We start from the raw sequence: 14,123 nt of genomic DNA, 5'->3' as shown, positions 1-14,123 counted from the left end.
CCCCGTGTTTGCCCGTTTCATGCGCCGGACGAACCGGCCGAAACAGCATCCCTTTTTGCGCGTCATGCGCCCTCTGCCCGATGCGGGCCCAGCTTTCAAGGCATCTTGCGCCATCCGGCGATGCGGGCCGGGCAAAACCGCCCCGTCAAAGGCCGAACAGATCCGCCGGCACCAGATCGTTGATGGTGACGAACACCATCAACGCCAGCACAAAGGCAATCCCGGTGCGAAAGGCCCATTCCTGGCTCTTTGCATCCAAGGGTTTGCGCCGCACCGCTTCGGCCACGTAAAATGCCAGATGTCCACCATCCAGCGCCGGGATTGGCAGCAGATTGATGAATGCCAAATTAATTGAAATGAAAGCCGCAAAGTACACAAACGGCAACCAACCCGATTGCAGGGTCTGGCCCGAATATTGCGCCATTTTAATCGGCCCGCTCATCTCGCGCACGCTGCGCTGGCCGGTCACGATCTGTTTCAGGCCCGTGGCGATCAGCCCCATCAGATGCAGCGACTGGTCGCCCGCTGTCACAAAGGATTCGACCACGCCCATCCGGATATGGGTCACTTCCGTATCGCCCAAAGGCCGCCCCACGCCCAGCCGCCCGATCCGCGCGCTGTTGCCCAGCCCGTCCTTCATCATTTCGGCGGCCAGCGTGACCGGGATCGTCAGGCGATGGCCCGAACGTTCGACCTGCAATTGCACGGTTTCGCCCGGAAAGGGCTTTACGGCATCGGGAATCTGCTCAAACCCCGCAATCGCCTTGCCATCGATGGCCACGATCCGGTCGCCCAACTGAACGCCCGCCGCCTGCGCGGCCGAATTCTCGCTGAAGCGCCCTACCACAGGCGGCACCGTCAAACGCCCATAGGCCATATTGAAAGCGGCAAACACCAGCACGGCCACGATCAGATTGGTCGCCGGCCCCGCCAGCACGATCAGGAAACGCTGCCACAGCGGCTTGAAATGGAACCAGCCCTCGCGCTCCTTGATGTCGAGCGGAATCTTGTCAACCCCCGCCGAGGCCGGGTTCATGTCGCCTGCAAATTGCACATAGCCGCCCAGCGGCAGCATCGAGAGCTTCCAGCGCGTACCGCGCCGGTCGGTCCAGCCCGCGATTTCCCGGCCAAACCCGATCGAAAAGGCCACCACCCTCACCCCGCACCAGCGGCCCACCAGATAGTGGCCCAGCTCATGCACCAGCACCAGCGGCCCCAGCATCAGGGCAAAGGCAAGAATCGTCATCAAGATCGTCGGCTGCGCCATGGTTCAGGCCATCTCCAGCAAGGCGGCGGCGCGGCGGCGGGCCTGCGCATCCACCTCATGCACCTCGTCAATAGCAGCCGGAGGGGGCGGCGCATAGGCATTGAGCACATCCTCGACCATCGCCGGAATGCGGGTAAAGCCGATCCGCCCGTTGAGGAAGGCATCGACCGCCACCTCATTGGCCGCATTCAGCACCGCCGGAATGCCGCCACCCGCATGAGCCGCCTGCCGCGCCAGTTTCGTGGCGGGGAAACGCACCTCATCGGGCGCGCGGAAGGTCAATTCGCCGATCGCGGCCAGATCAAGCTGGCTCGAGAGCGGCGTCTCCATCCGTTCCGGCCAGGCGAGGCACGAGGCGATCGGCACGCGCATGTCGGACGGCCCCAATTGGGCCAGCGTCGAGCCATCGTGATATTCGACCATCGAATGGATGATCGATTGGGGATGCACGATGATGCGCAGCCGGTCGAGGCCCACGGGAAACAGATGATAGGCCTCGATAAATTCGAGACCCTTGTTCATCATGCTGGCCGAATCGACGCTGATCTTGGCGCCCATGCTCCAGTTGGGATGCTTGATCGCCTGCGCCGGGGTGGCGCTCTGCAATTGCTCAAGGCTCCAGTCGCGGAACGGGCCGCCGCTGGCCGTCAGCGTTATCCAGCGGACATGATCGACCTTATTGCCCGACAGGCATTGAAAGATCGCATTATGCTCGGAATCGACCGGCAACAGCGTGGTGCCATGCCGCGCCACCGCCGCGATCATCAACTCGCCCGCCGAAACCAGCGCTTCCTTATTGGCCAGCGCCACGGTGCGGCCCTGCTCGATGGCGGCCATCGTGGGCGCCAATCCGGCGCAACCGACAATCGAGGCCATCACGATATCAGCCGGGCGCCGCGCCGCATCGACCAGAGCCTCCGCCCCCGCCGTCGCTTCGATATTGGTCCCGGCCAAAGCCTCACGCAATGCAGGAAGCGCAGCGGCATCGGCGCACACCGCCACCTCGGCCTCAAACTCACGCGCCAGCGCGGCCAGAGCCTGCGCATTGCCATTGGCCGTCAGCGCGACAACCCGCCAATCCCCACGATTGCGGCGGATCAGATCCAGCGTGGAGGCGCCAATAGAACCGGTGGCGCCAAGAACGGATATTGATCGCACTTAGAATCTTCCTATTGCGCCGAATATTCCGGCAACGAACAGCACCGCGAGCAAACCGTCAACCCTGTCGAACAGTCCGCCGTGGCCCGGAATGAGATGGCCGGAATCCTTCACGCCCGCGCGGCGCTTCATCCAGCTTTCGAAAAAGTCGCCGGTCTGGGCGATGATGGCGGCCAGCACACCTGCAACGACCACCTCCAACCAGTTGATGGCCAAAGGCGATGTCGTGCTTGTAAGATGCAGTGCAGTCATTTCGCGAGCGGCCCGCCAAAGCGCATAGGCCTGAACCCCGCCCACCGCCAGGCTGGCCCCGATCGTACCACCGACCAATCCGCTCCATGTCTTGCTGGGGCTGATTTTCGGCGCGATCTTTGGTCCGCCAAAAGTGCGTCCCGCAAAATAAGCGCCAATATCGGTCGCGATCACCGCCAGCACCGGAATCAGCACAGACACCGTATCTTCAGCACGCAGCACGATCAGCATCTCGGCCGCCAGCCCGACATAGGCCACACCCGCCACCAGCCAGATCAACCGCGCCCACCAGCTTGCCGCAATCGCGCGTGAGAGCTTGCTCCATTCCCACAACACGCCCGTGGCGATCAGCAGCACGAACACCATCCAAGGCAAACCGCCCAACCAGAGCGCCCCACCCGCCACCGCCACCATCACGATGGCCGAAAGCGTGCGGGCCTTGAGATCGGAGTTTTTCTTGGGAGCCGCAGCCCCCTCGCCTTCAGCGGCCGCCAAAACGACGCTCCCGCTGGCCAAAGGCGCCAAGCGCGTGGGCCAGGTGGTCAGGCGTGAAATCAGGCCACAGGACGTCGGTGAACCACATTTCGGCATAGGCCGCCTGCCACAGCAGGAAGTTCGACAGGCGCACCTCGCCGCTGGTGCGCACCACCAGATCGAGCGGCGGCAGACAGGCGGTGTCGAGCTCGGCCTCAATGCTCTCGGCCGTGATCTCGCCCTTGGCCGCCGCTGCCGCTGCCGCGCGGGCGATTTCCTGCTGGCTGCCGTAATTCAGGGCGATGGCCAGAGTCAGCTCGCGATTGCCTGCCGTGCGCGCCATCGCACCTTCAAGCAATTCGACAATATCATTCGACAAGGCCTTGTAATCGCCGATGATTTTCAATCGCACCCCATTGGCCGCGATTTCATCGATGTCGCTGATGATAAAGCGCTTGAGCAGCCCCATCAGGTCGGACACTTCCTGTTCCGGGCGGCGCCAGTTTTCCGACGAAAACGCATAAAGCGTCACCGCCTCCAGCCCCATGCCGCGCACCCCGCGGATCAGGCGGCGCACCGCCTCGACCCCGCGCTGGTGCCCCAGCACGCGGGGCAAATGGCGCTTCTTGGCCCAGCGGCCATTTCCATCCATGATGATGGCCACATGGCGGACCCCGTGTTCGGGCCCGCCAGAAGCAGGAAGCAGCGCAGCGGTCACTTGCCCAGGATTTCCTTTTCCTTGGCCGCGGCGGCTTCGTCGGCGCCCTTGATCGCCTCGTCGGTCAGCTTCTGCACTTCGGTTTCAAAGCGCTTGCGCTCGTCTTCCGAGATCAGCTTCTTGTTCTCGTCGGCCTTGAGCGCCTCCATGCCGTCGCGGCGGACATTGCGGATCGCGATGCGCGCGCCTTCGGCATATTTGCTGGCGAGCTTCGCCAGTTCCTTGCGGCGTTCCTCGGTCAGATCGGGAATCGGCAGACGGATCGTATTACCATCGGTGATCGGGTTCAGGCCCAGACCCGCCGAACGGATCGCCTTTTCCACCGGGGTCACGCTCGAACGATCCCACACGGTTACGGTCAGCATGCGCGATTCGGGCGCGGCCACAGTGGCGCAGGCGTTGAGCGGCATGTGGCTGCCATAGATTTCGACCGTGATCGGATCGAGCAGCGCGGTATTGGCGCGGCCCGTGCGCAGACCCGACAGATCGCCCTTCAGCGATTCCACCGCGCCCTTCATCCGGCGCTCAAGATCAGCCTTGTCATATTTGGGAGCAGCCATTGGTATTCTCCTGAATTACTGCACAATCGTCTGAACGCCCTGTCCGGCCAGCACGCGGGCCAGATTGCCACGTTCGCGGATGGAAAAGACGACGATCGGAATCTTGTTGTCACGGCACAGCGCGACCGCGCTGGCATCCATTACCTTGAGGTTGTCGGCCAGAACAGTGTCATAGTCGATCGTATCGTAACGCTTCGCCGCAGGATCCTGCTTGGGATCGGCATTATAGACGCCGTCCACACTGGTGCCCTTGAACAGCGCATCGCAACGCATTTCGGCCGCGCGCAGGGCCGCGCCCGAATCCGTCGTGAAATAGGGCGCGCCAACGCCTGCGGCAAAGATCACCACGCGGCCCTTTTCCAGATGGCGCTCGGCGCGGCGGCGGATGACCGGCTCGCACACCTTGTCCATCTCGATCGCGCTTTGCACGCGGGTGGGCACGCCCAGTTGCTCGAGCGCATTCTGCATCGCCAGCGCATTCATCACTGTGGCCAGCATGCCCATATAGTCGGCCTGCGCGCGGTCCATGCCCTTGGCGGCGCCCGCCATGCCGCGGAAGATGTTGCCTCCGCCGATCACCAGACAGATTTCCAGACCGCTTTCCTTGGCCGCCTTCACCTCTGCGGCCATTTCGGCCACGAATTCCGGGTCGATGCCGAAAGGCTGGCTTCCCATCAACACTTCGCCCGAAAGTTTCAGCAAAACGCGCTTATATTGGGGCTGAGCCATGGTTTCGATCTATCCTTATGCTTCGCAAGCGCCCTTATACCGTGGCGCTGCCTGTGCCAAGGGCGCGAAAAAACTAATGTACACAGCGATAGAGAAAACAGCCGGAAGGGCCAAACAAAAAGGCCCGCCGTTTCCGACGAGCCTTCATGCTTTCCCTGAGGGAAAAGAAACTTACTTCAGGCCGGCGGCAGCAGCCACTTCGGCAGCGAAGTCGGTTTCTTCCTTTTCGATGCCCTCGCCCAGCTGGAAGCGGACATAGTCCACCAGCTTGATCGTGGCGCCGGCAGCCTTGGCGGCAGCGGCAACAACGTCGGAGACGGGGGTCTTGCCGTCCATCACGAACAGCTGCGACAGAAGGGCGTTTTCCTTGGCATACTTGGCCACGGCGCCTTCGATCATCTTGGCCTGAACGGCTTCGGGCTTACCCGATTCAGCGGCCTTTTCAGCGGCGATCTTGCGCTCACGCTCGATCAGCGAAGCGTCGAGACCTTCAGCCGACAGGGCCAGCGGAAAAGCGGCGGCAATGTGCATGCCGATCTGCTTGCCCAGCGGCTCCAGAACGTCAGCCGGAGCATTGCCTTCCAGAGCGACCAGCACGCCGATCTTGCCCAGGTTGGGGGCAGCAGCATTGTGCATGTAAGCCACGACCACGCCCTCGGAAACCGAAACGGCCTTGATGCGGCGGACCTGCTGGTTTTCACCGATGGTGGCAACATTGCTGGTCAGCTTTTCGCCAACCGTGCCGCCGTCGGGATAGGCAGCGCCTTTGAGCGCTTCGACGTCGGTGATCTCGCCGTTCAGGGCAACTTCGGTGGTCTTGCGCACGAAGTCCTGGAACTGGTCGTTCTTGGCGACGAAGTCGGTTTCCGAGTTCACTTCGACCGCGATGCCCTTGGTGCCGGCAATCGCCAGACCCACCAGACCTTCGGCAGCCGTACGGCTCGACTTCTTGGCAGCGGCAGCCAGACCCTTGGCGCGCAGCGCGTCAACGGCAGCTTCCATGTCGCCATTGGCTTCCTTGAGCGCCTTCTGGCAATCCATCATGCCAGCGCCAGTGCGTTCGCGCAGGTTCTTCACGTCGGCGGCAGTAAAGGCCATGTCCGATAGTCCTTAGACAAGAGTTTTATACAGTTGCGCCGGGCCACATGGACCCGGCGCGTTCCAATTTTGTGACGGGGCCATTTTCAGACCCCGTTCCAAAGGCTTATCAGCCTTCGATCACTTCTTCGGCAACCGGCTCGGCCATCGCGCCGATGTCCGCGCCCGAAGCGACCACAGCAGCGCGGTTGCCCTTGGTGGCAGCAGCGGCAACAGCATCGCAATACAGGCGGATGGCGCGCGAGGCGTCATCGTTGGCGGGGATCGGGAAAGCGATACCTTCGGGCGAAACGTTCGAGTCGAGGATGGCGACGACCGGGATACCCAGCACGTTGGCTTCCTTGATCGCCAGCTCTTCCTTGTTGGCGTCGATCACGAACATCACGTCGGGGATGCCGCCCATGTCGCGGATACCGCCCAGCGACAGTTCAAGCTTGTCGCGCTCGCGGGTCAACTGAAGGATTTCCTTCTTGGTCAGACCCGAAGTGGCGCTCGACAGGCGCTCTTCCAGCGTCTTGAGGCGCTTGATCGACTGGCTGATCGTCTTCCAGTTGGTGAGCATGCCGCCCAGCCAGCGGTGGTTGACGAAGTGCTGACCGGCAGCGCGAGCAGCTTCAGCGATGGGCTCCTGGGCCTGACGCTTGGTGCCGACGAACAGAACCTTGCCACCGGCCTGAACGGTCGCCGAGATGAACTCCAGAGCGCGGCTGAAGAGCGGCACGGTCTGCGACAGGTCGAGGATGTGGATGCCGTTGCGCGCGCCGAAGATATACGGCTTCATGCGCGGGTTCCAACGGTGGGTCTGGTGGCCGAAGTGGGCACCGGCTTCGATGAGCTGCTGAATCGTAACGACGGGAGCCGCCATAAATATGTCCTTCCGGTTGTTCCTCTGAGACGCTGGAACCGTGCGGCCAAGGCCATGATGGCCCGAATTCCCGCTGCGGCACCGGTGAAGATGCGTCCCATGTGGGTTGGCCCGACCTTTGTGAAACCCGCAAAGCGCGAATCCCTCCATAGATCAGGTGCCGCGCCCTTAGCCCCAGTTCGAGAAATAATCCAGCGCCATTTTGGAGGGGACCGGGCGCAATCTTCGCAAAGAATCCTCGGTTCATCGCAAAAAGCGCTTGACCGAACGGAACAGGTATGGAACAAATTGCCAACAGAACGGAACTAGGGAACATCCAGAGAGGAACCGTTCAAACTCCTACTGGTTATCCACATGTTGTACGCAAGGCCGGTCGTCAACGCAATCGACGATCCCGCCCGATGGACAAAGGACTATACCGCGATGCTGACTCTTGCGATCAATGGTATGACCGGCCTGATAGCCGCCCTCGTTATCGCCTCCCTGATCCAGAGTGCGCGGTCCTTCATGCCCGCGTGGCGTCAGCTCAGCGCCGAGGTAAAGCGGCTCGAAGCGGGTAGCGTGCTGCGCGTCACCCTGAGAGAGGCCGACGCGGCCGATTGGGAAAGACTGGCGGCCCCTGCGCAAACTGCGGCAACCCCGATCCCGGCGACGCAGGGCGAGCGCCCCGCCGTCGCACCGATCGCGCTTATTCCCCAGCCTCGCCGCGCACTTCATGCGCCTTTGCGCCACGCGGCCGCCTGACCCGCATATACATCACCAGCCCGACCGGTATCAGCATCAGATAAACAACACAGATCCCCACCAGCGTAAACCACGGCTCGCTGAGCAAAGCGGCAAAGACGATGCCGAACAGGGCAATGAGTTCAAGGCGCACCGATCGACGCGGACGCAGCGATTTCCAGCTGAGCGTGGGGATGGCCGAAATCAGCAGGAAGGCGTTGAAGGCCAACCAGACGCCAACGATACGCGGATCGCGGAAAATCGGATCGCCCGAAGCTTCGCCGCCGCTGGCAATCCAAAGATAGATCGGCAAAAAGGCCAGCCCTGCCCCCACCGGCGCGGGAACGCCAGTCAGAAAACCGGCCTGCTTGCGCGGCTCATCGGGCAGGTCGATGCGGGCGTTGAAACGGGCAAGGCGCAAGGCCATGCAGATCGCGAAAGCCAGCGCGGCAAACCAGCCAAGGCGCGGCACATCCTTGAGCGACCACAGAAATACGATCAGCGCGGGCGCCACGCCAAAGGAAATGGCATCGGCCAGACTGTCAAGTTCCGCGCCAAAGCGCGACTGTGCCTTGAGCAGGCGAGCAATACGGCCATCAATGCCGTCAAGCACCCCGGCCAGAATCACCGCCAGCACCGACTTTTCCCACTCCCCCTGAATGGCAAAGCGGATGCCGGTCAAACCGCAGCACAGCGCCGCCGAGGTAATCGCATTGGGCGCCAGCGCCCGCAACGTCAGCCCGCCGGGCATCCGCTTTTGCCGACGCTCGTCACCGCTCACTGGCCCATCGCTCACTGGCTGACGCCCTCGATCAGGCCAACGTCGCCGATTTCGGCCAGAATTGTTTCCCCGGCCACCGTGCGCTGGCCCAGCAGAACCTTGGGCTCGGTGCCTTCGGGCAGATAAACGTCAACGCGGCTGCCGAAACGAATCAGGCCGACGCGCTGGCCCGCCCCGATAATGTCGCCGGGCTTGACGAAAGGCACGATGCGACGGGCAACAAGGCCCGCGATCTGGGTAAAGCCGATCATCGTGCCATTGCCGCGATCGATCAGGATATGCTGACGCTCATTCTCTTCGCTCGCCTTGTCGAGGTCGGCGTTCAGGAACTTGCCCGGAATGTAGATGACGCGCGAAACGGTGCCGTTGATGGGCGCGCGGTTGATATGAACGTCAAACACGCTCATGAAAATCGACACGCGGGTAACCAGGGCATCGGGCAGTCCTGGCGTTCCGGTGCCGTCCTCCATCACCAGTTCACGCGGCGGGGCCACCTTCTGGATCAGCGTGATGAGGCCATCGGCGGGCGCTACGACATAGCGGTCGCCGCGCGGCGTCACGCGCAGGGGATCGCGGAAAAACGCGCAAATCCCATAGGTTAAAATACCGAGCGGCCATGCCAGCAAGCTCCACCCCATCAGCGCCGCCATCAGGCAGGCAAGGGCAGAAACCGCAGCGAATTTGCGCGCTTCGGGGTGTACGGCGGGCCAGTGCCATCCGGCAGTGCCACGCCCCTGGTTATCAAGAATTTCTCCGGGCATAGCCTGTGTCTCTAGGCGCAGGAAGGCGGCGCTGCAAGCATCGCGTCGCGCCTACCCCCAGTTGTCTGCCCCGGCTGCACTATTCGCCCACCGGTTCCTCGACCAGTTCGGCGATTTCGAACACATAGCTTTTCCAGCCCCGCATCCGCGCCCCATCGCCCGCCGCCGCCTTCAGCCGCGTGGCATCGCCCAGCGAGCGCGTATGGCCCCAGAACACCTCGGTCTTGCCATTGGCCAGCTCGGCCACGATGCGCCAGTAATGGGTAAAGCGGTCGCTGGTCGGACCGATCCGCTTGACATAGCCGTCGGGCATGGTGGCGGTCAGATATCGCTTTTTCTTGGCCATGCCTGCGCGCCTAGAGCGTTTTCGAACCAGATGAAACATCTGGTGCCTTGCGAAAACGCGCCAAAACAGAAGTCGAGATCAATCAGTCCTCGTCATCGCCAATCCACAGGTGATGGCTGTCGATACGCAGCCGGGTAATGGCGGCATGGGCGTCACCGCGCGCGATGCTTTCGGCCCGCGCGGCGTCCTGCGTCTGACGCTCGGCCAGCAGCAGTTCGGACAGGTCGAGCGCGCCCGCCTGAAACCCGCGGCGCACCTTGACCAGCGCGGCCTCCTGCGCACGGCGGCTCGCATCAGCGCGCTCCCATGCGTGCAAAGCGGCCTGCGCGGCGGCCAGATCGGAATCGGCGGTTTCCTGCAAAGTCCGGCGCACAGCCTGCAGATCGGCCCCGGCGGCGGCGGCATTGGCCCCGGCCTGATCGGCCAGAGCGCTGCGCCGCCCATTGCCAAAGGGCATGATGAAAATCAGCCCTGCCCCGCGCTCGATCCCGCCCTTGTCGGAAAAGACGCGCACGCCCACCTGCGGATCGGCAATCCGGTCGGCGCGGGCGCGTTCGGCGCTGGCGTCTGCCATATGGGCGGTTGCCTCGGCGGCGGCGATCTCATGGCTGCGCGCAAAGACCAGATCCCGCAGATGCGTCAGCCCTCCATCAGGCTCATGGGGTACCGGTATTGCCTCGGCATGGTCGGGCAGCGTCATGGCGGGAAACTGGGCCTGCAACCGGCTGCGCGCGACCTTCTCACGCCCGCTCGACCTTTCGGCGGCCAGCCGCGCCGCTTCCAGCGCCGCCACCGTCTGATCTGCCTCCAGCACCGAGGCATCGCGCAATTCCACCCGGCGCTTCACCGCCGACAGCAGCGTCTGGTAATTGGCCACGCTCTGCCGGTCCACCTCGGCCTCGCCCGCGGCCGAGAGCCACGCCCACCAGTAATCGGCCAGCATCAGCGCGGTCTGGTGGCGGGTATCCTCGGCGCGATTCTTTTGCGCGGTCAGGCCATATTGGCCGATCTCGCGGTCCAGCCGCACCTTGCCCGGCCAGCGCACGCCTTTGGTCAATTGGGCCTCAAACTCGTCATAGACGCTTTCCTGAACAATCGAGCGCCTATTGTACGAAGTCTGCAGATTGTAATCATAAGGCCCGCGCTCCAGCACGCGCAATTCGGCCTCGGCGGCGCGGGTGCGGGCATTGGCGGCCTCGACGCCGGGGTGGCTGGCTAGAGCCTGCGCCACGGCGGCCGGATCGGGCAGGCCCGGTTCCGGCGCCGCCGCCAGCACGGGAAGCGGCATCAGGCAAAGGGCGAGAGAGAAAAACTTACGCATCGGCTTTCTCCGCGCGGGTTTCGCCAAACCGTTCATACAGGATCGGCAGCAGCACCAGCGTGAGCAGAGTGGAGGTGATCAGCCCGCCGATCACCACGATGGCCAGCGGCTTTTGAATTTCCGAGCCCGGCCCGGTGGCGAACAGCAAGGGCACAAGGCCAAAGGCGGCAATCGTGGCGGTCATCATCACCGGGCGCAGGCGGCGCTTTGCCCCCACCCGCACCGCCTGGGCCAGATCGAGACCGCCATCGCGCAATTGGCGAAAATAGCTGACCATCACCAGGCCGTTGAGCACGGCGATGCCCAACAGCGCGATGAAGCCGACCGAGGCGGGCACCGAGAGATACTCGCCCGAGGCAGCCAGCGAAACCATGCCGCCCACCAGCGCAAAAGGAATGTTGACCAGAATGAGCAACGAGGCCCGCACCGAGGCCAAAGTCGCGTAAAGCACGACAAAGATCATCAGCAAGGCAATCGGCAGCACCACCATCAGCCGGGCCGAGGCGCGCTGCTGGTTTTCAAACTGTCCGCCCCAGACGATGCGATAGCCCTGCGGCAGTTTCACATTGGCGCCGATATCGGCCTTGGCCTGCTGCACATAGCCCACCAGATCGCGCCCACCGACAAAGGCCTGCACCATGGCAAAGCGCGAGCCGTTTTCATGCTCGACCTTGACCGGGCCTTCAGTGCGCTCAACCTTGGCCACGTCGCTGGCGCGCACCAGTTGGCCGGTGGGGCTGCGATAGAGGCGGTCGGCAAAGCCGGCGGGATTGGCAGCCTCGCCCTCGCCCCGGATCAGGATCGGCACCCGGCGCAGCCCTTCGGCCACCACGCCCGAACGCACACCCTCCAGTTCGGAACGCATCGCGTCCTGAAGCGTGTCGATGGGCATGCCCACGCGGCCCGCCGCCGTGCGGTCGATGTCGATCTGCAGATAGTCCACCTTGTCATTGGCCACGGTCAGCGCCTCGCTGGTGCCGGGAATGGCGCGGAGCCGCCGCTGGACCTCACCCGCAAGGCGGCCCAGTTCGGCGCTGTCGGGACCAAAGATCTTAATCGCCAGATCGCCGCGCGCGCCCGTCAGCATTTCGGAAATGCGCATCTCGATGGGCTGGGTAAAGCTGGTCTGGACGCCGGGCAGATTGGCCACCGCCTTGCGGATCTCATTGACCACCCATTCCTTGTCGCCCACACGCCATTCGCTGCGCGGTTTCAGGGTGATGAAACTGTCCGTCTCGTTCAGCCCCATCGGGTCGAGGCCCAGTTCGTCCGACCCCGTGCGCGAGATGACATTGGTCACCTCGGGCACTTTGGACATGATCGCCTTTTGCGCGGCATGGTCGATTTCCATACTGTGCCGCAGCGAGATCGAGGGCAGCTTGGTGAGCTGAACAATGGCCGAGCCTTCGTCCATCGTCGGCAAAAAGGTCTTGCCGGTCGATTGATAGGCCACCACCGCCAGCACCAGCGACAGGCCCGCCGTGATGAACACCGGCAACCGATGCGCAAAGGCCCAGTCGAGCAGCCGCCCATAACGCGGCGACAATTGCCGCATCAGCCAAGGTTCATGATGGGCATCCCCCGGTTTCAAACCAAAGAAAGACAGCACCGGCACCAGGGTCAGCGCCAGCAGCAACGCCGAGAGCAGCGCCAGCACGATGGTCAGCGCCACAGGGGCAAACAGCTTGCCTTCCAGCCCTTCCAGCGTCAGCAGCGGCAGGAACACCAGCGCGATGATGGCAAGGCCGCTGGCAACAGGCGTGGCGACCTCGGCGGCGGCGACGAACACATTGTGCAGGCGCCCCGCCCCGGCATGGCGCGGATCATTCATCCGCTCCACCACATTTTCGACCACCACGACCGCGCCATCGACCAGCATACCCACCGCAATGGCAAGGCCGCCAAGGCTCATCAGATTGGCAGTCAGCCCCACCGCGCGCATCGCGATAAAGGTCAGCAGCACCGCCATGGGCAGCGCCAGCGCCACGATCACCGAGGCGCGCACATCGCCAAGGAACAGCAGCAGCAGCACGACCACCAGCAAGGTCGCCTCGATCAGCGCCTCTTCGACCGTGCCCACTGCGCGCTCGATCAGGTCGGACCGGTCATAGAAGGTTGCGATCTTCATGCCCTTGGGCAGGCTGGGTTTCAATTCCTCGATCCGCGCCTTCACGCCATCGACGATCTTGGCCGCATCCACGCCGCGCAGGCCGATGACAATGCCCTCGACCGCCTCGCCGCGCGCGCCCTGGCTGACCGCGCCATAGCGGGTGAGCGCGCCGATCCGCACCTTGGCAACGTCTCCCACGCGCACCACGCGGCCCGTCGAACTCTTAACCACCACCGCCGAGAGATCCGCCACATTGCGGATCGCGCCAGAAGAACGCACGATCAGGGCCTCCTCGCCCGCGACCAGACGCCCCGCGCCATCATTGCGATTCGACGTGTTGATGGCGGCCGACAGATCGCTGACCGTCAGGCCCGCCGCGGCCAGCGCCTGATTGTCGGGCACCACCTCATAGCTTTCGGCCAGACCGCCCAGCGCGTTCACATCGGCCACCCCCGGCACCGTGCGCAGCGCAGGCCGGATCACCCAGTCCAGCACCCGGCGCTTTTCGGCCAGATCCTGCGGACCTTCGATAGTAAACATGAACATGTCGGTCAAAGGCGTGGCAATCGGGGCCAGACCGCCGCTGACCGTCGAGGGCAGATTGCCCATCACGCCCGTCAGCCGCTCGTTTACCTGATTGCGCGCCCAGTAAATATCGGTGCTGTCGTCGAAATTGATCGTGACGTCGGCAATCGCATATTTGGCCACAGAGCGCAGCACGGTCTGATGCGGAATGCCCAGCATTTCCATTTCGATGGGGGCCACCACGCGGCTCTCCACCTCTTCGGGCGTCATGCCGGGGGCCTTCAGGATCACCTTGACCTGGGTTGAGGAAATATCGGGAAAGGCGTCAATCGGCAGGTTGAGAAAGGACCAGATGCCCGTTCCCGCCAGCGCCAGCGCGATCGCCAGCACCGCCATCCGCGCAGTCAGCGCCCGTTCGACCAGTTTGCGCAGCAT

Annotated in this window: 14 protein-coding genes; 1 reads left to right on the top strand and 13 read right to left on the bottom strand. The window is 63.4% G+C overall.

The features are described from left to right. Positions 1–145: 145 nt before the first annotated feature. The 8 genes from rseP to rpsB all read right to left on the bottom strand — a co-directional run bounded on the left by rseP (position 146) and on the right by rpsB (position 7,121). Positions 146–1,246 carry an RIP metalloprotease RseP gene (gene rseP, locus FHW92_RS07575; protein WP_168602631.1) on the bottom strand — a complete coding sequence of 367 codons (1,101 nt, stop codon included), beginning with the start codon at positions 1,244–1,246 and terminating at the stop codon, positions 146–148. Positions 1,247–1,270: 24 nt separating this feature from the next. Further along, positions 1,271–2,425, bottom strand: coding sequence for a 1-deoxy-D-xylulose-5-phosphate reductoisomerase (locus FHW92_RS07570; protein ID WP_168602630.1), 1,155 nt, complete (start codon positions 2,423–2,425; stop codon positions 1,271–1,273). Next, the gene (locus FHW92_RS07565; protein ID WP_246869995.1) at positions 2,426–3,172 is read right to left on the bottom strand and encodes a phosphatidate cytidylyltransferase; all 747 of its coding nucleotides are present in this window, start codon (positions 3,170–3,172) and stop codon (positions 2,426–2,428) included. It lies immediately after the preceding gene. Beyond that, positions 3,159–3,803, bottom strand: coding sequence for a polyprenyl diphosphate synthase (gene uppS, locus FHW92_RS07560; protein ID WP_168602894.1), 645 nt, complete (start codon positions 3,801–3,803; stop codon positions 3,159–3,161). The genes FHW92_RS07565 and uppS overlap by 14 nt, the downstream gene beginning before the upstream one ends. 62 nt (positions 3,804–3,865) lie before the next feature. Then, on the bottom strand, positions 3,866–4,429 hold the full coding sequence (frr, locus tag FHW92_RS07555; RefSeq protein WP_168602628.1) for a ribosome recycling factor: 564 nt from the start codon (positions 4,427–4,429) through the stop codon (positions 3,866–3,868). 15 nt (positions 4,430–4,444) lie between these two features. Beyond that, positions 4,445–5,158, bottom strand: coding sequence for a UMP kinase (gene pyrH, locus FHW92_RS07550; protein ID WP_168602627.1), 714 nt, complete (start codon positions 5,156–5,158; stop codon positions 4,445–4,447). Between the two features lie 171 nt (positions 5,159–5,329). Next, positions 5,330–6,256, bottom strand: coding sequence for a translation elongation factor Ts (gene tsf, locus FHW92_RS07545; RefSeq protein WP_168602626.1), 927 nt, complete (start codon positions 6,254–6,256; stop codon positions 5,330–5,332). 109 nt (positions 6,257–6,365) lie between these two features. Beyond that, positions 6,366–7,121: a 30S ribosomal protein S2 gene (rpsB, locus tag FHW92_RS07540; RefSeq protein ID WP_168602625.1), complete on the bottom strand. Its 756-nt coding sequence runs from the start codon at positions 7,119–7,121 to the stop codon at positions 6,366–6,368. A gap of 423 nt (positions 7,122–7,544) precedes the next feature. On the opposite strand from rpsB, the gene FHW92_RS07535 reads away from it, so the two are divergent. Next, positions 7,545–7,865: a hypothetical protein gene (locus FHW92_RS07535; RefSeq protein WP_168602624.1), complete on the top strand. Its 321-nt coding sequence runs from the start codon at positions 7,545–7,547 to the stop codon at positions 7,863–7,865. Here FHW92_RS07535 and FHW92_RS07530 read toward each other — a convergent pair. The 5 genes from FHW92_RS07530 to FHW92_RS07510 all read right to left on the bottom strand — a co-directional run bounded on the left by FHW92_RS07530 (position 7,810) and on the right by FHW92_RS07510 (position 14,123). Further along, positions 7,810–8,595, bottom strand: a complete 786-nt coding sequence (locus tag FHW92_RS07530; protein ID WP_168602893.1) for a phosphatidylcholine/phosphatidylserine synthase — start codon at positions 8,593–8,595, stop codon at positions 7,810–7,812. The genes FHW92_RS07535 and FHW92_RS07530 overlap by 56 nt on opposite strands. Positions 8,596–8,636: 41 nt before the next feature. After that, on the bottom strand, positions 8,637–9,386 hold the full coding sequence (locus tag FHW92_RS07525; RefSeq protein ID WP_168602623.1) for a phosphatidylserine decarboxylase: 750 nt from the start codon (positions 9,384–9,386) through the stop codon (positions 8,637–8,639). A gap of 79 nt (positions 9,387–9,465) precedes the next feature. Then, the gene (locus tag FHW92_RS07520; protein ID WP_168602622.1) at positions 9,466–9,732 is read right to left on the bottom strand and encodes a hypothetical protein; all 267 of its coding nucleotides are present in this window, start codon (positions 9,730–9,732) and stop codon (positions 9,466–9,468) included. A gap of 82 nt (positions 9,733–9,814) precedes the next feature. Next, on the bottom strand, positions 9,815–11,053 hold the full coding sequence (locus tag FHW92_RS07515) for a TolC family protein (protein ID WP_168602621.1): 1,239 nt from the start codon (positions 11,051–11,053) through the stop codon (positions 9,815–9,817). Further along, on the bottom strand, positions 11,046–14,123 hold the full coding sequence (locus FHW92_RS07510; RefSeq protein WP_168602620.1) for a CusA/CzcA family heavy metal efflux RND transporter: 3,078 nt from the start codon (positions 14,121–14,123) through the stop codon (positions 11,046–11,048). The genes FHW92_RS07515 and FHW92_RS07510 overlap by 8 nt, the downstream gene beginning before the upstream one ends.

Origin of the sequence: Novosphingobium sp. SG707, assembly GCF_012275515.1 — a bacterium.
Classification (GTDB): domain Bacteria; phylum Pseudomonadota; class Alphaproteobacteria; order Sphingomonadales; family Sphingomonadaceae; genus Novosphingobium.
The sequence above is the reverse complement of the archived record's forward strand: the minus strand, read 5'-3'. Positions and strand labels throughout refer to the sequence as shown.

What these genes read in the sequence shown, in the direction of transcription:
- FHW92_RS07535 (WP_168602624.1), top strand. Translation starts at nt 7,545, where the DNA reads ATGCTGACTCTTGCGATCAATGGTATGACCGGCCTGATAGCCGCCCTC.
- uppS (WP_168602894.1), bottom strand. Translation starts at nt 3,803, where the DNA reads ATGGATGGAAATGGCCGCTGGGCCAAGAAGCGCCATTTGCCCCGCGTG.
- rpsB (WP_168602625.1), bottom strand. Translation starts at nt 7,121, where the DNA reads ATGGCGGCTCCCGTCGTTACGATTCAGCAGCTCATCGAAGCCGGTGCC.
- FHW92_RS07530 (WP_168602893.1), bottom strand. Translation starts at nt 8,595, where the DNA reads ATGCCCGGCGGGCTGACGTTGCGGGCGCTGGCGCCCAATGCGATTACC.
- tsf (WP_168602626.1), bottom strand. Translation starts at nt 6,256, where the DNA reads ATGGCCTTTACTGCCGCCGACGTGAAGAACCTGCGCGAACGCACTGGC.
- rseP (WP_168602631.1), bottom strand. Translation starts at nt 1,246, where the DNA reads ATGACGATTCTTGCCTTTGCCCTGATGCTGGGGCCGCTGGTGCTGGTG.
- FHW92_RS07515 (WP_168602621.1), bottom strand. Translation starts at nt 11,053, where the DNA reads ATGCGTAAGTTTTTCTCTCTCGCCCTTTGCCTGATGCCGCTTCCCGTG.
- FHW92_RS07525 (WP_168602623.1), bottom strand. Translation starts at nt 9,386, where the DNA reads ATGCCCGGAGAAATTCTTGATAACCAGGGGCGTGGCACTGCCGGATGG.
- FHW92_RS07510 (WP_168602620.1), bottom strand. Translation starts at nt 14,123, where the DNA reads ATGCTGCGCAAACTGGTCGAACGGGCGCTGACTGCGCGGATGGCGGTG.
- frr (WP_168602628.1), bottom strand. Translation starts at nt 4,429, where the DNA reads ATGGCTGCTCCCAAATATGACAAGGCTGATCTTGAGCGCCGGATGAAG.
- pyrH (WP_168602627.1), bottom strand. Translation starts at nt 5,158, where the DNA reads ATGGCTCAGCCCCAATATAAGCGCGTTTTGCTGAAACTTTCGGGCGAA.
- FHW92_RS07520 (WP_168602622.1), bottom strand. Translation starts at nt 9,732, where the DNA reads ATGGCCAAGAAAAAGCGATATCTGACCGCCACCATGCCCGACGGCTAT.